We start from the raw sequence: 21,619 nt of genomic DNA on the forward strand, positions 1-21,619 counted from the left end.
GTCAGGCCTGCTTCTCGCCGACCAGCCCGGACAGAGCCGCGCTCAGCGCGTCGACCGTGGGATGGTCCCAGGTCAGCGCGTCGTCCACGGTCACCTCGAACTCGTCCTCGATGTCGGCGGTGATGGCCAGCGCCGTCAGGGAGTCCAGGCCGTAGTCGGCCAGCGGTACGGACGTGTCGATGTCCTCCGGCGAACGGCGCAGGTAGGTCGCCACGCGCTCGGTCAGCCAGGTGTGCACGTCACGGTTGCCAGCAGTCATGAGGGGGGTCTCTTTCTTGAACGGAGAGGGAAAACGGAGGCCGGGCGCACGGCGGCACGGCACGCCTGGGCAGGCGAGCGGGGTAGGACGGCGTACGGCCTTCAGGTGGCAGGCGGACCTCAGACGGCGAGCTGTCTTCCGGTCAGGCCGAAGGAGCGGCCCGTGGCCCGGCGGTCCAGGAGTTCGGCGAAGAGCGCGTCCTCGACCTGGGCGGGCAGCGGGCCCGGCCGGTGCGGGCCGGGGGCCGAGCGGTGCAGGGCCGCGCGCGCCCAGGCGGGGTCGGCCAGGAAGTCCCCCGGTCCGGCGTGCCGCCACACCTGGACGCAGGCGGTCCGGGACAGGAGGCGTACGTACCGGGTGACGAGGTCGTAGTGCTCGGGGCGGGCCTCGACACCCAGGTCCACCGGCGACAACTGCCCACACACGGCAGCCAGTTCGGCCAGATCGGCGCGGTCGCCGGCGATGGCGGCCCGCAGGTCGGCATGCTCGGGCGTCCAGGGCGCGTCGAGCAGGGCGTGGAGGGAACCGGCGATCGGGTCGCGGCCCGCGGCGTGCAGGGCCAGCCGGTCGTACGGCAGGGGCGGCAGCGCCCGGTCGAGCGCGAACAGGTCGCCGGGCGCCTCGGTGCCGGGGCGGTTCCAGGTGCGGCGGGCCAGCAGCGGGAGTTGCGGCAGCAGGCTCATCTGGCAGGCGGCGCGCGCGATGTGCCCGAAGCCGACGGGGGCGAGGTCGCGCAGCAGCTTCTGGAACAGCGCGGTCGGTCCCTCGCGCAGGTAGAAGTGGGCACCCAGGAGTTCCGCGAGGCGGTCCATGGCCTCCAGTAGCAGGCGGGACACCTCGAACTTGACCGCGGAGGCGTACACGCTCGCCGCGCCGGGCGCCAGGTGCAGTGCACGGGCGCCGACCGCGCCGAGCGCCTCGGCGCGCAGCAGGTCGGCGAAGACGCCGGCCAGCACCGAGCGGACGTGCGGGAGGGCGGTCGCGGGGCCGCCGTAGAGCCGACGCCCTGTCAGGTGGTCGAGGGCGATGCGCAGTCCGGTGTCGAGGATTCCGGTGGTCATCGCGGGCAGGACCGTGCGGGTGATCTGGAGGGCCTTCAGCGCGGTCTCCAGGCCGGAGCCGACGGGGCCGAGCACCGCGGAGGCGGGCACGGGCAGTTCGTCGAAGCTCAGGCCGCCGAGCTGGACGCCCCGCATGCCGACGGTGCCGAAGCGCGGCAGGTCGGTGAGGTGCGCGGGGTCGGCGCTCGCCCGGTCGACGAGGACCAGGGAGTGGCTGCGCGGGCCGGGCCGGGGATCCGTGCGGGCGAGGAGGACCATGGCGTCGGCCCGCGCGATGTTGGTGACCACTTCCTTACGTCCGCTCAGCCGCAGCCCGCCGTCGGGTGCGGTGTGCGCGGCGAACTCCGTGCCCGCCATGTCGTTGCCGTGCGCCAGTTCGTGGAAGGCGATGGCGATGCGTCGGCCGTCCAGGAGCAGGCCGGCGGCGCGTTCGGTCTGCCGTTCGTCGCCGGCGGTCCACAGGGTGACTCCGGCGATGAGCGAGCTGGCGCCGTAGCCGAGGCCGAGCGCGGGGTCGCGGCGGTACAGGGCACGCATGACCTCGGCGAGGTGGTCGGCCCGCTCCAGACGACCGCCCAGCTCGGGCGGTACGAACTCGGCGTTCAGCCCGTACGAGTGCAGCAGTGCCTCTCCGGCGGTGAGCATCTCGGCGCGTTCGTCGGCGGCAAGGACGGCGGTCGCTCCGGTGGGGTTGGCCGGGTCGGAGAGGGGGCCGAGCAGGTGTTCCAGTTCGTCGGCGCGCTTGGGGGCCAGGCCCGTGGCGGTGGTCATGCGGTGCCTCCCCACAGGGTGAACTCCGTCTCGGGCGTGCCGAGAACGACGTCGGCCAGGGCGTCGAAGACGTCGTTGGCGCGGTCGCATTCGCGGTCCTTGTCGCGGTCGCCGGCGCTCGCGTTGGCGCTGCCGTCCTCACCGAGCAGGGCGGCCAGGCAGGCCCGCAACCACAGGCCGTCCAGGCCGAGCCGTCCCGTGCGCAGGGTCGGGTTCTCCCGCCACAGCAGCAGGACGGCGGCAGCGGCGTAGGCGCGTTCGTAGGTCTCGGCCAGGCCGAAGGCGGTGCTGGGCAGTCCGCCCGCCACCGGCAGGAAGTCCGCCGACTCCGTTTCCATCCGGGCGAGTTCGGCGAGCAGCCGGTCCATGAGCACACCCGCCTCCGGTGGCCCTTCCTCCCGTATGTGCTCCGCCAGGTCCGGCAGGGCCTGCACGGCGCTGCAGCCCGTGACGGACAGCAGCGTCAGACGGTCCCGGTCGAACGGGGGCAGGGGCGCGGTGAGGTCGGCGGCCACCCGCAGGCCCTCGGTGTCGGTGCGGCGGCGGCTCGGCTGACGGGCCAGGCGCGGCATCTGGTTGAGGAGGGCCGCGCGGTTGACGACCGTGCTGCCGTCGAAGATCGCGCAGATGCGGTGGTCGCGCTCCAGTTTGGCGAAGCCTCCACCGGGCGGTGAGGTGAGGAAGCCGCGTACGCCCAGCAGCTCACCGAGCGAGCCGAGCGTCTCCTGGGTCAGCGTCGGGACGTAGGCCTTGGTGATCGCTGAGATCGCGCTCAGTTCCCCGGGCAGGGTGTGCACCGAGCGGGCGGAGAGCGCGCTCACCGCCTCGGCGGTCAGCGCCGCGGCGGCTGCCCGGCCGAGGATGCGCCGCACGTGCGGGACGTCGGCGAGGCGGCGGCCGTACAGTTCGCGGCCGGTGGCGAAGTCCCGGGCCAGCCGCAGGGCGTGGTCGGCGGCGCCGAGGGAGAGCGCCGTGCAGGCGATACGGGTGAGCTGGAGCGTTTTGAGGACTACGGCGATCCCGTCGCCCTCCTCGCCGACGAGGGCGTCGGCGGGAACCGGGGCGCCGTCCAGGGCGAAGCCGCTGATGTCGGCGCCGCGGATGCCGTGTGTGCGGACCTTCGGCAAGCTCCGCCATGCACCCTCGGGCAGCCGTCGCTTGTCCACGAGGAAGAGGCTGAAGCCGCGTCCGCCGCCCGCCGGGTCGGTGCGGGCGAGGACGCAGGCGAGGGTGGCGCGGGTGGCGTTGTTGATGAGCCACTTCTCGCCGGTGAGCCGCCAGCCACCACTGCCACCGCCGACGCCACTGCCGGCGTCACCGCCGATGCCGTTGCCGCTGCCGCTGCCGCTGCCGCCGGCCCCGGATTCCGTGTCGGCAACCGCCGCCAACTCGCCAGCGAGCAGGTCGGCGCCGTGGTCGCGCTCGGTCAGTCCCCAGCAGACCGCCTCGCCCCCGCGTACCCGTTCGGCGAGCCGGGTGGCCTGGTCCGGGGTGCCGGCCACCCACACCGGCGCCGTCCCGAGGAACGTCTTGCCGTGCGCGATGGCCACGGTCAGGTCGCGGCGGGCGACGGCGCGCAGCAGCCGTACCGTCTCGCTGACATCGCACGTCCCGCTGACATCGCCGTCCGGCGGCAGGACGTAGTGGGCGGCCAGCCCCGCGTCGTCGAGGACGCGGACCGCGTCGCCGGGGAACTCCTCACGGGCGTCCAGCTCGGCGAGCGCGGCGGGCGAGAAGGTGTCGTCCTCGTGGGCGGCGAGCAGGGTCTCCAGGTCCGTCGTCGTGGTCATCGCGCGGTCACCCGCCGGTGTTCGGCCAGGGCCGCCGTCAGCAACTTGTCCTCGCCGAGGTGCAGGGTGTCCAGTTCACCGGCGAGGTAGAGGGCGCGCATCGCCGAGCGCTGCACCTTCCCGCTCGTGGTGCGCCGGACGCCGCCGGGCCGCACCAGGGCGACGGCCGCGACCGGTACGCCGAACTCCCGGGCCATGGTCTGCTTCATCTCCACGGCGATCTCGCTCAGCCGCTCGGCGCCCCAGTGGGCACGTATCTCGTGCACGGCGACGATCGCGGGGGCGATGTCCACTCCGTCGTCGTCGCCGACCATGAAGACGGCGCCGTGCAGGCCCTCCAGTTCCTCGTGTTGGGAGCGCAGTTCGTACTCGATGTCCGAGGGGTGCAGATTGCGCCCGTGCAGGACGAGGACGTCCTTGCGGCGGCCGGTGATGTACAGGTCGCCGTCGAGCAGGCCGCCGAGGTCGCCCGTGCGCAGGTGAGGTCCGCTTCCGTCGCCCGTGTACGCCCGGAACGTGGCGCTCGTGGCGTCCTCGTTCTCCCAGTAACCCGCGGTGACGCAGGGGCCGCTGAGCCAGATCTCGCCGATGCGGCCCTCGGGCAGGGCGTCCCCGGTGCCGGGATCGACGATCACGACGTCGGACCCGGCCGGCGCCCCGCAGCCGATCAGTACGCGGGACGCTTCCGTGTCGTCGGCCGGCCTGAGCACCCGGTTCTCGAGTGCCGTGGCGTCGACCGTGGTCCGCAGGGGTGGCCGCCCGGTGGTGCCGGAGGCCATCAGAGTCGCCTCTGCCAGGCCGTACACCGGGATGAGCGCGTCGGGCCGCAGTCCCGCGGCGGCGAACCTCTCGGTGAAGGCGGCGACGACGTCGGCGCGGACCGGCTCGGAGCCGTCGGCGGCCTTGAGCCGGGACAGGTCGAGCATGGCGAGCTGCTCGTCGGTGACCCGTCGTACACACAGCTCGTAGCCGAAGTCGGGCGCGGCGGTGAATCCGACGTCGCACGCGTCCAGCATCCGCAGCCAGTGGTACGGGCGGCGCAGGAACGACATGGGGTCCATCTGGACATACCCGCTCCCGCACAGGAGGCCGGGCAGCATCAGGCCGATCAGCCCCATGTCGTGGTAGAGGGGGATCCAGCCGCCGTACACCGTGCCGCTGTCGTTCCCGAACATGCGGACCATCCGGTCCACGTTGGCGACCAGGTTGCCGTGGGTGACCATGACGCCCTTGGGGTCGCCGGTCGATCCCGACGTGTACTGGAGCAGTGCCAGGGTCTCGGGCGACACCTCGGGAACGGTCCAGGCGGCCGGGTCCCCGTCACCGGAGTCGGTCGGGTGGCATACCGCGCCGACGACTCCCTCCTCGGCGACCCACTTCTCGACGTCCGGGAGGTCGCTGCGCTGCGTCAGGATGGCTCGCACCCCCGCGTCGCGGGCGATCGCGGCGAGCCTGCGGCGCTCGTGCCGGTAGCGGCCCGGCAGCGGGGCCGGCACGGCGATGACGCCGGCGTAGACACAGGCGGAGAACGCGGTGGTGAATTCGATTCCCGGGGAGTAGAGGAGCAGCACCCGGTCCCCTGGAGAGAGGCGCTCCTGGAGCCAGGAGGCAATACGCCGGGAATGCACATCGAGTTGTGCGCGGTCGCGCACCGTACGTCTGATTTCGCTGAAGTCCGAAACGAATGTCACGGCAGGCTGCTGCGGATTACGCGCTGCCTGTTCCCTCAGCGTCGTGAGTAATTCTCGCACGACAAAAACGTACGTGATCTTGATTCCCGAACCAGTAGTGAAACGTTAAAACAACCTTCAAGTAACACCATCGAACGCACAAGAAACCTTGAACGTTCCATGATCGACTTCGATCATCGGCGGGCGTAGAACGGATCTGTGCATACCCCAATCGCGTCGGCCATCGCCGTACAGGGACTACGCAAGAGATTCAAGGGAAGTCACGCCTTACGCGGCGTCGACCTACAGGTGAGCCCGGGCGAGGTCCTGGGCCTCCTGGGTCCGAACGGAGCTGGAAAAACCACGCTGGTAAAGATTCTGACGACCCTCCTCAAGCCGGATTCCGGCCACGCATTCGTGAATGGCTGGAATGTGACGGCCGAACCGGAAAAGGTCCGCTCCACGATCGGAATGGCTGGCCAGTATTCGACGATCGACGGCATGCTGACCGGCTTCGAGAACCTCCATCTCCTCGCGAAACTGCGCGGAGTGGGCCGCCGTACGGCCCGCCGCACCGCCGATGACCTGCTGTCCCGGTTCCGGCTCTCCGCCGTCGCGGGACGCCCGGCGAACACCTACTCCGGCGGTATGCGCCGGCGGCTGGATCTGGCCGCCGCCCTCGTCGGCTCACCGCCCCTGGTCGTGCTGGACGAGCCCACCACGGGACTCGACCCCGAGAGCAGACTCGACACCTGGGACGCGGTCGGCGAACTCGTCGCCGGCGGCACCACGATCCTGCTGACGACCCAGTACCTGGAGGAGGCGGACCGCCTCGCCGACCGGATCACGGTGATCGACCGGGGCCAGGTGGTGGCCGAGGGCACCAGCGACGAGCTGAAAGCTGCCGCCGGAAACCGGATCGTGGTGTGTGTCGCCGAGGACCACCAGCTCGACGCGGCCGCGCGGGCCGCCGCACAGGCCACCGGCGCGGCCCCGACGGTTGACCGGCGCGCCCGGCGCGTGGAGGCGGCCGCCGCCGACGGCCCGGCCGCACTGGGCCGCGCCCTCACCGCACTGGAGGACGAAGGGGTCGACGTACTGGAGATCGGGCTCAGCCGCAGCACCCTGGACGACGTGTTCCTCGGCCTGACCAGCCGCGCCCGGCAGAAGGCGGCGTGATGAGCACGCCCACGGACGTCCACAGGACCGGCTCCCCGCACCATGGCGCACCCGGCACCGGCCTCCCCCCGACCGCGATCCCGACCCGCGCCCGGCGCAACCCCGCGCTCCGTGTCGTCGCCCAGAGCGCGGACCTCGCCCTGCGCAACCTGCTGCACCTGCGGCGCACGCCCGGGCTGCTCATCTCCTGCCTGGTGGAGCCGGTGGTCTACGCCATGCTCATCGGGTACGTCTTCGGCAACAGCCTGGGCGGCACGGCCTACCGCGAGTACATGGTGGCCGGACTGATCGCCCAGACCGTGGCCTTCACCACCACCTTCACCACGGTCGGGCTCTCCCGGGACCTCGACCAGGGCATGGTCGACCGCTTCCGCACCCTGCCGATCTCCCGCGTGGCCCTGCTGCTCGGCCGCACCACCTCCGACCTCACCACCTGCGTGGCGAGTGTCGCCGTCACCACCGTGTGCGGGCTGCTGATGGGTTGGCGCCCGCACACCGGACCGGTCGAGGTGGCCGCCGGGGTCCTGCTGGTGCTCCTGTTCTCCTTCGCGATGTCGTGGATCGGCGTGTTCGTCGCCCTCATCACCCCGAACGCCCAGGTGGCCGGCAGCCTCGGCATCATCTGGCTGTTCCCCGCCACGTTCATCTCCTCCGGCTTCGTCTCCGGCGCGACCCTGCCGGGACCGCTGTCCACCCTGGCGGCCTGGAACCCGATCACCTCACTGGCGAACGCCCTGCGCCGCTTCTTCGGCAACACTCCCCCGCCCGGCTTCCCCGTGCAGCGCGCCTGGCCCGCCCATCACCCCGCGCTGTACACCGTGGGCTGCTCGGTACTGGTCATCGCCGTCTTCATCACCCTGTCGACCTGGCGCTACCGCACCCGCACCAGCCGCTGACCTCGGCCGCGCACCCTCCCGACAGCCCCGCGCCCGGCCCGCAACCCGGCCCGCGCGCCCGCACAGGAGCACCCCATGACCGTCCCCACCCTGCGTCTCGGCCTCAACCTCGGCTACTGGGTCGGCGGCAACGACGCCTCCAACATCCCGCTCGCCTTCCTGGCCGAAAACCTCGGCTACTCGGCGGTGTGGGTGTCGGAGGCCTACGGATCCGACGCCGTCACCCTGCTGTCCTGGATCGCCGCCCGCACCTCCCGCATCGACGTCGGCAGCGCCGTCCTCCAGATCCCCGCCCGCTCGCCCGCCATGACGGCGATGACCGCCGCCACCCTCGACACCCTGTCCGGCGGACGGCTCAGGCTCGGGCTCGGCGTGTCCGGCCCCCAGGTCTCGGAGGGCTGGCACGGCGTCAGGTTCGCCTCGCCGCTGGGCCGTACCCGCGAATACGTCGACCTCGTGCGCCGGGCGCTGCGCCGCGAACCCCTCGCGTACGAAGGCAGCCACTTCACGCTTCCGCTGCCGGACGGCCCCGGCAAGCCACTCGCCCTCACCATCCGGCCACCGCGCGAGCGGATCCCGGTCTACCTCGCCGCCCTGGGGCCGAGGAACCTGGAACTGGCCGGGGAGATCGCCGACGGCTGGCTGCCGGTGTTCTTCTCCCCCGACCACGCCGCCCAGCAGCTGGCGCCGCTCAGGGCCGGCCTCGCGAAGTCGGGGCGCACCCTCGACGGATTCGACATCGCCCCCGGCGTCCCCCTGGTGACCGGCCCCGACTGGCGGGCCTGCGCCCGCCGGGTACGGGGGTACGCCGCGCTGTACCTCGGCGGCATGGGCGGACGGGCGGACAACCACTACACCCAGCTGGCCGAGCGCATGGGCTTCGGCCCCGAGGCCCGCGCCGTCCAGGAGAGGTTCCTCGCCGGTGACTACCCCGGCGCCATGGCCGCCGTACCGCTCGAATTCCTCGACGCCACCTCGCTGCTCGGGCCGCGGGAGCGGATCGCCGAGCGGATGACGGCATTCGCCGAGGCCGGCGCCACCACGCTCAACGTCATGCCGGTCGGCCCCGGCCTGCCCGGCCCGGACCGCGCCGCCACCGCGCTGCGCACCGCCGTCGAGGCGGCGGAACTCGCCGGCCTGCTGGCCTCCGGCCCCGTCCCGAACGCCCCCGCCTCTGACAGCCCGCGCCCACAAGGCCCGTTCAACTCGCAAGGAGACTCCCGCATCCATGACCACGCATGACACGACCAAGCTGATCTGCCTCCCGTACGCCGGGGCAGGCGCCTCCTTCTACCGTCCCTGGACGGCCCTGGCCGGGGACACGGTGGAGATCGTGCCCCTCCAACTGCCCGGCCGCGAGCGGCTGATCGACGAGGAGCCGTACCGGAACGTGCCCCAGGCCGTCGACGGCCTCCTGGCCGAACTGCGGGACAGGCTCGGTGCCGACGGCACCAAGGTGGCCCTCTTCGGGCACAGTCTCGGCGCGGTGCTCGCCTACGAACTCGCCCACCGGCTGGCCGCCGAGCCCGGCGTCGAGCTCGTCCACCTGTTCGTCAGCGGGTCACCGGAACCCGGCCGGGGCCGCGAGCGGCGCGCCACCGCCCTCACCGACGAGGACTTCCTCGCCCGGGTCGGCGAGTTCGCCGGCTACCACCATCCCGCCCTGGACGACCCGGAGATGCGCGAGATGATCCTGCCCGCCCTGCGTGCGGACGTCGAGATGCACGAGAACTACGTCCCCTCCACCGACCTCCCGCTGAACGCGCCCCTCACGGTGGTCCGGGGCGAGGACGACGACCTCGTCGACTACGACGACGCGGAGTCCTGGAGCAAGGTGGCCGGCCACGACTTCGAGCACGTCGAGGTCCCCGGCGGCCACATGTATCTCACCGACGCCGCGCCCGCACTGGTCCGGCTGATCGTCTCGACGGTGCTGTGACCCCCGTACCCGTCCGAACCCTCAAGGAGTTCCCGATGCGTCTGCACGGCAAGTCGGTCCTCGTCACCGGCGCCGCCCGCGGACTCGGCAGGGCCACCGCGCTCGCCTGTGCCGCCGAGGGCGCCGACCTGACCCTGCTGGACATCTGCGCCGATCTGCCCGGCGTGCCCTACCCCCTGGGCACGCCGGGGCAGTTGGAGCACACCGCCGCACTGTGCAGGGAAGCAGGCGCGGCCGTCCTCACCACCGTGGCCGACATCCGTGACATCCAGGCCGTACGGGAGGCGGTGACCCTGGCCGAGGACCGGTTCGGCCGGATCGACGTCGCCGTGAACAACGCGGGCATCGCCGCACCCTCGGGCAAGCCGGTGCACGAGATCGGCGAGGAGGAGTGGTCCCTGATGATCGACGTGGACCTCTCCGGTGCCTGGCGGGTGATCCGCGAGGTCGGCAAGGCGATGAGCGCCCGGCGCGCCGGAAGCATCGTCAACGTGGCCTCCACCGCGGGGCTCGTGGGCTACCGGCACTTCGCCGGATACGTCGCCGCCAAGCACGCCGTGGTCGGGCTGACCAAGGCGGCGGCGCTCGACTACGCGCCGACGAAGGTACGCGTGAACGCGGTCTGCCCCGGGTCGGTGCGCGACGACGCGCAGGCCGAGGGCCGGATGCTCGCCGAGATCGCGCGGGCGCTGGAGGTTCCGGTGCACGAGCACGAGAAGACCTTCGTCGAGGCGCAGCCGATGAACGCGCTGATCGAGCCCGAGGACGTCGCGGCCGCGGTGGTCTTCCTCGCGTCCGACGAGTCCCGGCAGATCACCGGCTCGGTGCTGACCGTGGACGGCGGATTCAGCATCCGCTGAGCTCGCGCACCGCATCCTTCGCCCCCCCGAGGCCATCCCTCCCCCCACCACCTCCGACGACACAACGGCAAGGAGTACCTCCCGTGTCAGCCCCCCTCCACCCCGCGGCCCACTGCCACGCGGTGCGCGTCCGCTCGGACCGTTCCCCGTACCCGACGGCCCCGCCGGGACTGTGGATCGAGGACGTGCCCGTGCCGGCGGCGGACCCGCTCGCCGAGCGCCGCCGCGCCGCCGAACTCGCCCGCCCGGCCGACGGACTGCGCAGGGTCCTGCTGCGCTACGCCGACGGGCCCTGCGATCTGATCCTGGTGGCCCCGCGCGACCAGTGGGACGGTACGGCCCTCGGACGGCTGGCGGCGGGCGAGTCCGCCGGCCCGGACCGAAGCCGTCCCGGCCCCGAGGCACCCGCATCCGCGTCCGCACCTGCTCCCGCCCCCTCGTGGGGCCTGGGCGACGACGGCCCCACCGTCCCCCACCTGTTCTCCCTGGCCGACGGGGGCCACGGGGGCGACGAGTCGAGCTGGCTCACGGCCCTCGCCGTCACCCTGCGCCGCTACGACCCCGAGACCACGCCGGTCGTCGGCACGGACCACGGCACCTTCACCGTGGCGGAAGCCCCGACGCTCGGTGAGCTGAAGCCCTCCCCCGCGGACGGTCCCGCGCTCGCCGGCCTGCTCTTCGGCGAGGCGGAGCTTCCCGGTGCGTATGTGCCCTGCCTCGCACCGCCGTTCCCGCTCACCCTGTCGGTCTTCCGGGACGCCGACGGCTGGCAGTTGCGCTGCGACCACCTCGGCAGCCACGTCTCCTCGGAGATCGCCGCACAGTTCGCCCGGCACCTCATACGGGTGCACCGGCACATCCTCAGCTCCCCCCGGACCGCGGTCGACGACGTCGACCTGCTGGACGACGCCGAGCGCGACCGTGTCGCGGCACTCGGCCGTCCGTCCCGCCACCTGGTCACCGCCCCGATGACGGTGCCCGAGGCGTTCGCGCGGATCGCGGCGGCGACACCCGACCGCATCGCCGTGACCGAGGGCGGCGCGGGCCTGACCTACCGCGAGCTCGACGACGAGCGGTCCACCCTGCTGGCGCACGGCCTGCGCCACCGCGGTGTCACGAACGGCGACCGGGTGGGCGTGTGTCTGGAGCGCACCGCCGAACTCGTCGTCACCCTGCTCGCGGTGCTGAAGGCCGGCGCGACCTACGTGCCCGTCGACCCCGCCTACCCGGCGGACCGCATCGCCCACACGGCGCGGGACGCGAGCCTGGGCGTGGTGATCACCCGGCTGGCCGGGTTCCCGGACGTCGCGGGCTGCCGGCCGATGACGCCGGACGAACTCCTCGCAACGGCCACGGAGTACGGCGAAGCCACCGGCCCGCGGACCTCCGTGGCCCCGGATGCCGCCGCCTACGTCATCTACACGTCCGGCTCCACCGGTCGCCCCAAGGGTGTCGAGGTACCGCACCGGAACGTGATCGCCCTGATCGACGCGACCCGCGACGAGTACGGGTTCGGGACCGACGACGTATGGACGTGGTTCCACTCCAGCGCCTTCGACTTCTCGGTGTGGGAGATCTGGGGCTGTCTGCTGACCGGCGGGCGGCTGGTCGTGGTGCCGTACTTCGTCTCCCGGGAACCCGACCGCTTCCGTGACCTCCTGGTGTCCGAGAACGTCACCGTGCTCAGCCAGACCCCGTCGGCCTTCGCGCAACTGCTGGACGTGGACCACACCCAGGTCGCGGTCCGGCTGGTCGTCTTCGGCGGCGAACCGCTCGACGTGCGCATGCTGTTGCCCTGGTTCGACCGACACCCCGAGTCGGTCTGCCGGCTGGTGAACATGTTCGGGATCACCGAGACGACGGTCCACGTGACCGAGCAGACCCTCACCCGGCGACTGGCACTCGCCGCCACCCGCTCCGTCGGGCGTGCCCTGCCCGGCTGGCACCTGTACGTGACGGACCCGGCGGGTCGGCTGCTGCCGCCCGGGGTGGCGGGCGAGATCTGCGTCGGCGGCGCCGGGGTCGCGCTCGGCTACCTCGGCCAGGAGGAACTGACCGCCAGGCGCTTCGTTCCCGACCCCTTCACCGACGGCACCATGTACCGCAGTGGCGACCTGGGACGCCTGCGCCCGGACGGCCGGCTCGAACACCTCGGGCGGATCGACAGCCAGGTCAAGATCCGCGGCTTCCGGATCGAGCTGGAGGAGATCCGCGCGGTCCTGCTGGAGGACCCGGACGTGCGGACGGCGGCCGTACTGGTCCGTCGCGACGACCCCGCCGACGCCGCCACGGCCAGGATCGACGCCTACGTGGTCCTGTCGTCCGGCGGCGACCCCGCCGCCGTCCGAAAACGAGCCGCGGGCACCCTGCCCGAGTACATGCTCCCCGCCACGGTCACCGCCCTGGACACCCTCCCGCTGACGGCCAACGGCAAACTCGACACGGCCCGGCTCCCCGCCCCAGCGGCACCCACCGCACCCGCCCGGGACACCGATCCGGTCACCGCCGGAGACGACCTCGCCGAACAGTTGCGGGACATCTGGAGCGAGGTGCTGGGCGTGCCGGTCGGCCTGGACGACGACTTCTTCGAACTGGGCGGCAACTCCCTGTTCGCCGTCCGCATCGGCGCCGCACTGCGGGCACGTGGCCTGCCCTCGCTACGGCTGCGGGAGCTGTACCGCCATCCGACCATCCGCGAGACCGCCGTGACCCTCGCGTCTTCGGACAGCTGACCCCACGGAGGTGGAACGCCGCATCCGCATCGGCCCCGAAACGTGACCCACCGCCTACTTACAGCCATCCCAACCAGTCGGTATGGTGCGCCGCTGAACCATTCCTCCCCGTTCACCTCCACGGGTCCGAGCCGTAGTGGAAGGCCAGGCGATGACATACCCCGACGAGAACCGTTACCCGCCACCAGCGTCACCGGGGTGGCCCCTGCCGCACACCGATCCCCAGTCGTACGGGTACGACGCCCCTCGGTACGACGGCCCCCGGTACGACCCGTACGGGCAGGCCCGTCGGTACGAGCCGTACGGGCAAGCCCCTCGGTACGACCCGTACGCGCAAGCCCCTTGGGACGAGCCGTACGCGCAGGAGACTCACGGGCACAGTGCCGACCTCGCCGCCCTCCGCTCGGCCTACCGCCTGCTCCGCCGCACCTCCACGCTCACCGCGCTCGGCTCCTTCGTGCTGTATGTCGTGCTGTCCTGCGGCGCCCCGGGCCTGATGGGGTCCAAAATCGCCGGTGAGCTGAGCCTGGGCATGGCCCTGGGGGTCCTCCAGCTCGTCGTCACCTTCGTCGCGGTCTTCTGGTACGGACGCAGCGCACAACGCTCGGTGGATCCGCTGGCCCACGTCGTCAGGGAGCAGGCGGTCACCGCCGGCAGACACGCCGGGGTGACGAGATGAACGACTTCAGCTCCGGGACGCAGGCCCCGGTCCTTCTCCTGTTCACCGTCCTGGTCACCCTCACACTGCTCATGTGCGTGATGGCGGGACCGGACCGGGACGACCTGACGAACTTCTACACCGGCTACCGCTCGCTCACCCCGCTCAAGAACGGCCTGGCCATCGCGGGCGACTACATCTCCGCGGCCACGGTGCTGAGCACCACCGGCATCGTCGCGCTCACCGGGTACGACGGCTACGTCCTCGCGGTCAGCACCGCCCTGTCCCTGGTGCTGCTGATGTTCCTGCTGGCCGAGCCCCTGCGCAACGCCGGCCAGTTCACCATGGGTGACGTCCTGGCCCGCAACATGCCCGGGCGGGCCGTGCGGGTCGCCGCCTGCGTGGTGACGCTTTCGGCGACCGTGCCCTTCCTGATCGTCCAGCTCTCCGGGGCCGGGTCATTGCTCACCTTCATCCTGGACCTCCCGCACGTGGCGGGCGCCAGGACGGGCAGCATCGTCATGGTCGGCAGCCTGATGATCATTTACGCGGCGCTCGGCGGTATGCGAGGCACCGCGCTCGTCCAGATGGTGAAGATCGTGTTCCTGCTCGCCACCAGCGCTGTCGTCGCGGCCCTGGTGCTGAACCGCTTCGACTGGAGCTTCGGCAACGTCCTCAGGGCTGCCCAGCAGGGCAGCGGCGCGGGCCCTGCCTTCCTCCAGCAGGGCCTTCAGCTGGGCACCTCGGCCAGTGAGCGGCTGGACTTCATCGGGTTCCAGATCACTGTGGTGCTCGGCGCGGCCTGCCTGCCCCACATCACGATGCGTCTGTTCTCCGCCCAGGACGCGCCGGCCGTGCGTCGCTCCATGTCGTGGGCAGTCGGCACGGTCACCACGTTCTGCCTGCTCGTGATCATCATGGGTACGGGCGCGGCGGCGCTGGTGGGCTCGCAGTCCATCGTCGCCGCCGACCCGCACGGCAGGACGTCGGTGCTCATGCTGTCGCAGGGGCTCGGCGGGGCAGCAGGCTCGACGGGCACGACGATTCTCTACTCGGCCGTGGCGGGCATGGTGTTCATCACCCTGCTGTCGTCGGTCGCGGGGATGACCCTGGCCGCGGCCTCGTCGCTCGCCCACGACCTGTTCGCCCATGTGGCACGGCGGGGGCAGGCGGAGCCGCGTACGGAGATGACGGTGGCGGTGTGGACGAGCGTGGTCGTGGGAACCGTCGCCATCGGGCTCGCCACCCTCGTCCAGAACTGGAATGTCGGCGTACTGACCACTCTGGCCATCTGCATCGGGGCATCGGCGGTGGCGCCCGCGCTCACCTACTCCCTGTTCTGGCGGGGATTCACACGCACCGGCCTGCTCGCCACGCTCTACGGCGGCGCGGCCTGCGCGCTGGTGCTGATGGTCTTCTCCAAAGCCGTTTCGGGCACGCCGTCCGCCGTCTTCCCGGACGCCGACTTCGCGCTGTTCCCGATGCAGTCCACCGGACTGGTCTCCGTCCCGTTCGGCTACCTGGCGGGCTGGCTGGGCAGCCGTCTGGACCACCGGCGCCGCACCGCCGACAGCCTCGAGAACCGGCGGCTGTACGAGGAGAGCGAGGCCCCGCTGCTCGCCGCAGCCGAGTGACGGCGGCGCGGGCGGGCTACGCGGGCGGCCGCGGGGCCGCCGCCGTGGTCCGCCCAGCGGCCCAAGTCCCGCCGCCGAGGTACCGAGGTCCTGCGCAGGCCGGGAGATCACCGAGCTGGTCGCTGCCTACGAGGCCCGTGACGGTCAGGTGACCATGCCGGCCAGTGGTTGTTCGGTCCACACGGTCTTGCCCTCGCGGGTGTACCGGGTGCCCCAGCGTTCGGTCATCTGGGCCACCAGGAACAGGCCGCGTCCGCCCTCGTCGGTGGTACGGGCGTGGCGCAGGTGGGGTGAGGTGTGGCTGCTGTCGCTGACCTCGCACACCAGACACCGTTCACGGATCAGCCGCAGGGTCGCGGGGCCGCTGGCGTAGCGGTAGACGTTGGTGACCAGTTCGCTGGCGATCAACTCGGTGCTGAACGCCAGGTGCTCCAGCCCCCATTCGGTCAGCTTGGCGGAGGTCAGGGCCCGGGCCCGGGCGGCACTGGCGGGCTCCAGCGGCAGACGCCAGGAGGCGACACTGTCCGGTGGCAGCATGCGCGTGCGGGCGATCAGCAGAGCGACATCGTCGCTGGGACGCGAGGGCACGAGCGAGTCGACCACCGCTTGGCATGTCCGTTCCAGCGCGTCACCGGGACGGGTGAGCGCCGCCCGCAGCTTGTCCAGGCCGGCGTCGGCATCGAGGTGGCCTTCGCCGATGAGTCCGTTGGTGTACAGACACAGCAGGCTTCCCTCGGCCAGTTCGACGTCCCGTGCCTCGAACGGCAGGCCGCCCAGGCCGAGCGGTGGGCCGGCGGGCAGGTCCAGCAGGGCCGTGTGTCCGTCCGGAGCGGTCACTACGGGCGGCGGGTGACCGGCGCGGGCCATGGAGCACCGCCCGGATACCGGGTCGTACACGGCGTACAGGCAGGTGGCACCGATGACCTGCTCGCCCACGGGGCGTTCGCCGGCTGCTTCCTGTTCGGCCGCCAGGAGGTTGACCAGGTCGTCCAGGCGGGAGAGGACCTCGTCCGGTTCCAGGTCGAGGCTGGCGAGCGTGTGCACGGCGGTACGCAGCCGGCCCATGGTGGCGGCGGCGTGGATGCCGCGTCCCACGACGTCGCCGACGACGAGGGCGACCCGGGCCCCGGACAGGGGGATGACGTCGAACCAGTCGCCGCCCAGGCCCGGGGCCGCGCTGGCCGGCAGGTACCGCAGGGCCACCTCGACGGCCGACTGGTCCGGAACCGCCCGCAGCAGAAGGCTGCTCTGCAGGGTGAACGCGGTCTGCTGCTGCTGAGTGAAGCGCCGGGCGTTGTCGATGGCGACGGCGGCGCGCGAGGCGAGTTCCTGGGCGAGGGTGAGATCGTCCGCCTCGAAGGGGTCAGGGCGGCGCGAACGCCACAGGGTCATCACTCCCAGGACCAGGCCACGTGCGGCGACAGGGACCACGATCAACGAGTGGGCGCCCAGGTCCGGAGCGCGGGCCCCCTGGCGGCCCTCCGTCGAGAACCGGTCGGGCGGGAGAACCGGTTCCAGGACGGGCCGCCCTTCGGCCAGGCATCTGGCCTGGGGTGTGCCCGGCGCGAACTCGACCGGCTCGCCCGCGGGGTGGGGCGGGCCGGCTTGCTGGGCGCCGACGCCGCTGGCTCCCACGCGTACCACCGGCCCTGCCAGGGGTCGCGCCAGTTCCTCACCGCGCGTCACGGGCTGAAGCAGGTCGACCGAGGCATGGTCGGCGAGGTGAGGCACCATCACCTCGGCGAGTTCCCGGGCCGTCTCCGCCACGTCGAGGGTGGTTCCGATACGGCCGCCGGCCTCGTCGAGGAGCGCGAGCCGACGCTGGGCGCGGTGACGTTCGGTGATGTCCTCGACCATCTCGGCCACGCCCAGGATGCGCCCGGAGGGGTCCTCCATCGGGAAGGAGGAGACCATCGCGACCCGCTCGCGTGCCGGATCCTGCTCCAGGCGAACGAACTGCTCGGAGTAGACCGACGGCCTTCGGGTGTCCATCACCTGGCGCACGCGGTCCACGGCCCTGCGTGCGTCGTCGGGGAGGAGGTAACAGCCGGTGGGCAGCCCCCGAAAGTCCGCTGCCGGGATGCCGCTGAAGCGTTCGATGGCCCGGTTGACCCGGAGAAGCCGCAGGTCGGGGGCGTGGACGATCAGGCCGATCGGGCAGCGGCGGTACAGCCCGTCGAGAACCGCCCGGTCCTGTTGCCACTCCAGGACGTCAGCCGCGGGTGCCCCCGCAAGGACCCACTCACGGACCTGGCCGTCGCGCGAGAGCGCATGGGCCCTGAGCCCCATCTCCACGAGCCGCCCGTCGCGGTGCCGCACGTTGAGCACCCCGAACCAGCCGCCGGCTTTCCTGCAGCTGGCCACGGCCTCTCTGACAGTCGGCAGATCGCGAGGTTCGACAAGGACGTCGAATGCGGCACGCCCGATCACCGCTGTGTCCGGATAGCCGAGCAGTTCCTCGGCCCGCCGGTTCCATCCGACCACGGCGCCCCGGTCGTCGAGCACCGCCAAGGCGGCGAGGTGCAGGGCGAACGGATCGTCGTGGCTTTCGCTGAGCTCCGTCATCCGCTTCTCCACCGCTGGACCGGGTTGTCCTGCTGATGCCATGTAAGCCCATGGAACTGGGCCTGGCATCCGCTGGTCGCCGGTGACAGAGCGAGGGGGCGGTCCCAAGGGGTCGGGGCACCGACCGGGACCGCCCCCGCCGGCTCACTTGGCGACCGGGCCGAACTCCTTACGGGTGTCGACCGGCTTGCCGAACAGCTGCCACCGCTCGCCCTTGAACCGCATCAGCTGCATCGACTCGATCGGGAAGGCGTCGTCGGGCCCGGTGGAGAGGGTGACCCCGGGCAGCAGCATGTCCACCTTCACGTCCTTCAGGCTGCGCACCGCGTCCCGCAGCCCCTCCCGGGTCGGGCACTTCATCGCGTCCAGCGCCTTGTGCAGGCTGGAGGCGGCGGCCCAGCCGTAGGCGTTGAACTGGTTGGCCGGGTCGGAGTCGGGCGCGTACTTGTGCAGCGCGTCCGTGTACGCCTTCATCTCCGGGTCGTCGGCCCACTGCGGGTCGGCGGGGTCCTTGAAGTACGTCGCCGAGACCACGCCCTGGACGTTCTTGAACCCGACCGGCTGGAGCACGGCGGCGGACGAGGACACGTTGTTCACGATGTGCAGCGGGTTCCACTTGGTGTTCTTGGCGTCCGCGGCGAGGGCCTGGCTGCCGAACTTGGGCGTGGTGATGTTGAGCAGCACGTCCGCCTTGGACCGGGCGAGGCTCGTCATCTGCGCCGAGACGGAAGGATCGGTGACCTCGTAGCTCTCCTCGGCGACCACCTTGACGCCGCTGCCGGCGACGGCCTGCTTGAACCCGCCGAGCAGGTCCTTGCCGAAGTCGTCGTTCTGGAAGAGGACGGCGACCTCGGCCTTGGGCTTCTCGTCCTTGAGGTACTTGGCATACACCCGCGCCTCGGACACGTAGTTGGGCTGCCAGCCGATGGTCCAGGGGTGCTTGGCGTCCGTACCCCAGACGGAGGCGCCCGTGGCGACGAAGGGCTGCGGCACCTTCTGCTTGTCGAGGTAGTCCCAGACGGCTGCCGTGGACGGGGTGCCAAGACTCTGGAACACGGCGAAGACCTTCTCCCGCTCGACCAGTCTGCGGGCCTCCTCGACCGCCTTGGGCGGCTGGTAGCCGTCGTCGCGGACGATGAACTCCACCTTGCGGCCGTCTATGCCGCCCTTGTCGTTGACGTGGTCGAAGTAGGCGGCCACGCCCTTGCTGATCGTGCCGTAGGCGGAGGCGGGTCCCGACAGCGGGTAGATCCCGCCCAGCTTGATGGTCGTGTCGGTGATGCCGGTGGTCTGCTGGCCCTTGCAGGCACCGTCGGCGGCGGTGTCCTGGGAGTCCTGCCCTCGCTGGCTGCTGCAGGCGGTCGCGGTGAGCAGGGCGGCGGTCGCGGCGGCAGCCGCCCGCAGCGCGGTGGTCTTGCGCATGTGATTCATTCCTTTTCCGTGCGGGGCGGTGCGCCCACGGGTTCGGCATCGGCAACTGCGGGGTCCGCGAGGGGGTCTGTCGCGGAGGATTCGGATACGGCGTGGGCCTTCGGCGCCGCGCCCGGTGCGGACTTGATCCCGGACTCCGGCTCCGCATCCGGCGCGGGCTCAGGTCCGGACTCCGGCTCCGCGTCCGGCTCGGGCTCGGGCTCGGACTCCGGCTCCGCATCCAGCGCTGGCTCCGGCTCCGGCTCAGGTTCGGACCCCGGCTCCGCACCCGGCGCGGGCTCGGGCGTCCGATCGAGGGCCGCGAGGATGCGAGGTAGGCGAGGGGCGACAGCTGCCCGGACGCGGCCCGGAAGACCCGCCAGTCCAGTCGGCGCCACGAACATCACCGTGATGATCAGCAGGCCGAAGACCACTCCCGGTGCCGCCTCGCTGACGTCCTGGGACACGCTCGGCACGTACATCACGAACGCCGCCCCCAGCAGGGGTCCGTACAGCGAGCCGAGCCCCCCGACCACCAGGCCGGCCAGCAGCGTGATGGAGACGACGAAGCTGAAGGAGTCGGGCGAGACGAAGCCGATCACCCACGTGTACAGACACCCGGCGACTCCCGCGAACATCGCGCTCCACGCGAAGGCGAGGGTCTTGTGCAGCGACAGCCGTACGCCCATCACCTCGGCGGCACTCTCGTTGTCCCGCACGGCGAGCAGTGCCCGGCCGACCCGGGACCGCAGCAGGTTGCGGGCGAGCAGCAGGGCCGCCGCGGCGACGGCGAGGACGACGAGGTACATCCACTGGTCCTCGGCCAGGCCGCTCCAGGCCGGCGGCTGCGGCTTGTCCACGGTCAGGCCCATGGAGCCGCCCGTCACCGGTTCGAGCCGCTTGAGCAGAGGCGGCAGGAACACCGCGAACGCGAGGGTGACCAGAGCCAGGTACAGGCCGCGCAGCCGCAGCGCCGGCACTCCGAAGCCCAGGCCCAGCAGGAAGCATCCGGCGGCCGCGGCCGGCAGCGTGGCCAGGTGCCCGCTGTCGTACCGGTCGAGCATGACCGCGGCCGTGTAGGCGCCCGCCGCGAAGAACGCGCCGTGCCCGAGCGAGATCTGCCCGCCGAAGCCGACCAGCAGGTTCAGTCCCGCCAGCGCCACGGCGTACAGGAGCACCATGGTCAGCTGGAAGACCTGGAAGGGGGCGAAGTAGAACGGTGCGCCGACGGCGAGTGCCGCCGCGAGCAGGACGGTGAGCGCGGCCCGCAGGCGCCGGGCGCGGTCCGTGCCGAGTGTGGCGATGATCGTGCTCATGCGCGTTCCACCGCCGCTCTTCCGAACAGGCCCTGGGGTCGCACCAGCAGCACCGCAAGGATGATCACCAGGGGGACGCCCACCTTCAGGTCGGCGCCGACCACATCGACGTACGCCCCGGTCAGCGTCTCGGCGACGCCCACGAACAGGCCTCCGACGACCGCGCCGACGGGGCTGTCGAAGCCTCCGAGGGTGGCTGCGGCGAAGGCGTAGATCAGCACTCCGCCCATCATGTTGGGCTCCAGGAACAGCAGCGGGGCGACGAGTACGCCGGACACGGCGCCGACGGTCGCGGCCAGCCCCCAGCCGAGCATCAGGACCCGGCCCACCCGGATGCCCGACAGCCGGGCGGAGGCCGGGTTGCAGGAGACCGCCCGCATCACCAGGCCGATGGGGGTGTGCTGGAACAGCAGATACAGCAGGCCCATCACGACGGCCACGACGCCGATGATCCCGAGCGTCGACCAGTCCAGGCGCACCCCGGCCAGGTCGAGCCCGCCGTCGGGAAACGGCTGCGGGAAGTCCTTCACGGTGAACGACCAGATCAGGCCGGCCAGCGCGTTGACGAAGATGAACAGGCCGACCGTGACGATGACGACCGTCAGCTCGGGTGCGCCCTGCACGGGGCGGATGACGATCCGCTCGACCAGCATGCCGCCGGCGAAGGACACCGCGAGGGTGACCGGCAGCGCCAGCCAGAACGGCATCCCGGACGCCACCAGCTGCCAGGCGACGTAGGTGGAGAGCATGGCCAGCTCACCCTGCGCGAAGTTGACGATCCCGGTGAACCGGTGGATCAGCACCAGGGCCAGCGCCAGGCTGGCGTACACCGCGCCGGAGCCCAGTCCTTCCACCAGTTGCTGGAGAAGTTCGGTCACG

General features: G+C 71.8%; 16 protein-coding genes. 8 read left to right on the forward strand and 8 right to left on the reverse strand.

Annotated elements, in window-relative coordinates; translation table 11 throughout:
• Position 1: 1 nt before the first annotated feature.
• From AB5J49_RS02945 to AB5J49_RS02960, 4 genes are all read right to left on the reverse strand, one after another.
• Positions 2–259: an acyl carrier protein gene (locus tag AB5J49_RS02945; RefSeq protein WP_369166896.1), complete on the reverse strand. Its 258-nt coding sequence runs from the start codon at positions 257–259 to the stop codon at positions 2–4.
• Positions 260–378: 119 nt separating this feature from the next.
• Complete coding sequence (locus tag AB5J49_RS02950; RefSeq protein ID WP_369166897.1) at positions 379–2,091, reverse strand: acyl-CoA dehydrogenase; 1,713 nt, start codon at positions 2,089–2,091, stop codon at positions 379–381.
• Positions 2,088–3,881, reverse strand: a complete 1,794-nt coding sequence (locus tag AB5J49_RS02955) for an acyl-CoA dehydrogenase family protein (RefSeq protein WP_369166898.1) — start codon at positions 3,879–3,881, stop codon at positions 2,088–2,090. Before AB5J49_RS02955 ends, AB5J49_RS02950 begins: the two co-directional genes overlap by 4 nt.
• A complete protein-coding gene (locus AB5J49_RS02960) occupies positions 3,878–5,632 on the reverse strand; it encodes a fatty acyl-AMP ligase (protein ID WP_369166899.1) in 1,755 nt (584 codons plus the stop codon). The genes AB5J49_RS02955 and AB5J49_RS02960 overlap by 4 nt, the downstream gene beginning before the upstream one ends.
• Before the next feature lie 138 nt (positions 5,633–5,770).
• On the opposite strand from AB5J49_RS02960, the gene AB5J49_RS02965 reads away from it, so the two are divergent.
• From AB5J49_RS02965 to AB5J49_RS03000, 8 genes are all read left to right on the forward strand, one after another.
• The gene (locus AB5J49_RS02965; protein ID WP_369166900.1) at positions 5,771–6,730 is read left to right on the forward strand and encodes an ABC transporter ATP-binding protein; all 960 of its coding nucleotides are present in this window, start codon (positions 5,771–5,773) and stop codon (positions 6,728–6,730) included.
• On the forward strand, positions 6,730–7,626 hold the full coding sequence (locus AB5J49_RS02970; RefSeq protein ID WP_369166901.1) for an ABC transporter permease: 897 nt from the start codon (positions 6,730–6,732) through the stop codon (positions 7,624–7,626). The genes AB5J49_RS02965 and AB5J49_RS02970 overlap by 1 nt, the downstream gene beginning before the upstream one ends.
• Positions 7,627–7,701: 75 nt before the next feature.
• Positions 7,702–8,868 carry an LLM class F420-dependent oxidoreductase gene (locus AB5J49_RS02975; RefSeq protein WP_369166902.1) on the forward strand — a complete coding sequence of 389 codons (1,167 nt, stop codon included), beginning with the start codon at positions 7,702–7,704 and terminating at the stop codon, positions 8,866–8,868.
• On the forward strand, positions 8,855–9,565 hold the full coding sequence (locus AB5J49_RS02980; protein ID WP_369166903.1) for a thioesterase II family protein: 711 nt from the start codon (positions 8,855–8,857) through the stop codon (positions 9,563–9,565). Before AB5J49_RS02975 ends, AB5J49_RS02980 begins: the two co-directional genes overlap by 14 nt.
• A gap of 35 nt (positions 9,566–9,600) precedes the next feature.
• Positions 9,601–10,425: an SDR family oxidoreductase gene (locus tag AB5J49_RS02985; protein WP_369166904.1), complete on the forward strand. Its 825-nt coding sequence runs from the start codon at positions 9,601–9,603 to the stop codon at positions 10,423–10,425.
• An 83-nt stretch (positions 10,426–10,508) separates the two neighbouring features.
• Entirely contained in the window at positions 10,509–13,157 is a 2,649-nt protein-coding gene (locus tag AB5J49_RS02990; protein WP_369166905.1) for an amino acid adenylation domain-containing protein, read from the forward strand.
• A 151-nt stretch (positions 13,158–13,308) separates the two neighbouring features.
• Positions 13,309–13,836 (forward strand): DUF485 domain-containing protein, encoded by a 528-nt coding sequence (locus tag AB5J49_RS02995; RefSeq protein WP_369166906.1) that lies wholly within the window; start codon positions 13,309–13,311, stop codon positions 13,834–13,836.
• Entirely contained in the window at positions 13,833–15,449 is a 1,617-nt protein-coding gene (locus AB5J49_RS03000) for a cation acetate symporter (RefSeq protein ID WP_369166907.1), read from the forward strand. Before AB5J49_RS02995 ends, AB5J49_RS03000 begins: the two co-directional genes overlap by 4 nt.
• Before the next feature lie 144 nt (positions 15,450–15,593).
• Here AB5J49_RS03000 and AB5J49_RS03005 read toward each other — a convergent pair whose 3' ends face one another.
• The 4 genes from AB5J49_RS03005 to AB5J49_RS03020 all read right to left on the reverse strand — a co-directional run bounded on the left by AB5J49_RS03005 (position 15,594) and on the right by AB5J49_RS03020 (position 21,618).
• Positions 15,594–18,014 (reverse strand): SpoIIE family protein phosphatase, encoded by a 2,421-nt coding sequence (locus AB5J49_RS03005; protein WP_369166908.1) that lies wholly within the window; start codon positions 18,012–18,014, stop codon positions 15,594–15,596.
• Between the two features lie 144 nt (positions 18,015–18,158).
• The gene (locus AB5J49_RS03010) at positions 18,159–19,436 is read right to left on the reverse strand and encodes an ABC transporter substrate-binding protein (protein WP_369166909.1); all 1,278 of its coding nucleotides are present in this window, start codon (positions 19,434–19,436) and stop codon (positions 18,159–18,161) included.
• Positions 19,437–19,441: 5 nt separating this feature from the next.
• Entirely contained in the window at positions 19,442–20,740 is a 1,299-nt protein-coding gene (locus tag AB5J49_RS03015; protein ID WP_369166910.1) for a branched-chain amino acid ABC transporter permease, read from the reverse strand.
• Positions 20,737–21,618, reverse strand: coding sequence for a branched-chain amino acid ABC transporter permease (locus AB5J49_RS03020; RefSeq protein WP_369166911.1), 882 nt, complete (start codon positions 21,616–21,618; stop codon positions 20,737–20,739). Before AB5J49_RS03020 ends, AB5J49_RS03015 begins: the two co-directional genes overlap by 4 nt.
• Position 21,619: the final 1 nt, after the last annotated feature.

Origin of the sequence: Streptomyces sp. R28, assembly GCF_041052385.1 — a bacterium.
Classification (GTDB): Bacteria; Actinomycetota; Actinomycetes; order Streptomycetales; family Streptomycetaceae; genus Streptomyces.

Coding starts and splice junctions, on each gene's coding strand:
- AB5J49_RS02945 (WP_369166896.1), bottom strand. CDS start 259: ATGACTGCTGGCAACCGTGACGTGCACACCTGGCTGACCGAGCGCGTG.
- AB5J49_RS02950 (WP_369166897.1), bottom strand. CDS start 2,091: ATGACCACCGCCACGGGCCTGGCCCCCAAGCGCGCCGACGAACTGGAA.
- AB5J49_RS02955 (WP_369166898.1), bottom strand. CDS start 3,881: ATGACCACGACGACGGACCTGGAGACCCTGCTCGCCGCCCACGAGGAC.
- AB5J49_RS02970 (WP_369166901.1), top strand. CDS start 6,730: ATGAGCACGCCCACGGACGTCCACAGGACCGGCTCCCCGCACCATGGC.
- AB5J49_RS02975 (WP_369166902.1), top strand. CDS start 7,702: ATGACCGTCCCCACCCTGCGTCTCGGCCTCAACCTCGGCTACTGGGTC.
- AB5J49_RS02980 (WP_369166903.1), top strand. CDS start 8,855: ATGACCACGCATGACACGACCAAGCTGATCTGCCTCCCGTACGCCGGG.
- AB5J49_RS02985 (WP_369166904.1), top strand. CDS start 9,601: ATGCGTCTGCACGGCAAGTCGGTCCTCGTCACCGGCGCCGCCCGCGGA.
- AB5J49_RS02995 (WP_369166906.1), top strand. CDS start 13,309: ATGACATACCCCGACGAGAACCGTTACCCGCCACCAGCGTCACCGGGG.
- AB5J49_RS03000 (WP_369166907.1), top strand. CDS start 13,833: ATGAACGACTTCAGCTCCGGGACGCAGGCCCCGGTCCTTCTCCTGTTC.
- AB5J49_RS03005 (WP_369166908.1), bottom strand. CDS start 18,014: ATGACGGAGCTCAGCGAAAGCCACGACGATCCGTTCGCCCTGCACCTC.
- AB5J49_RS03010 (WP_369166909.1), bottom strand. CDS start 19,436: ATGCGCAAGACCACCGCGCTGCGGGCGGCTGCCGCCGCGACCGCCGCC.
- AB5J49_RS03015 (WP_369166910.1), bottom strand. CDS start 20,740: ATGAGCACGATCATCGCCACACTCGGCACGGACCGCGCCCGGCGCCTG.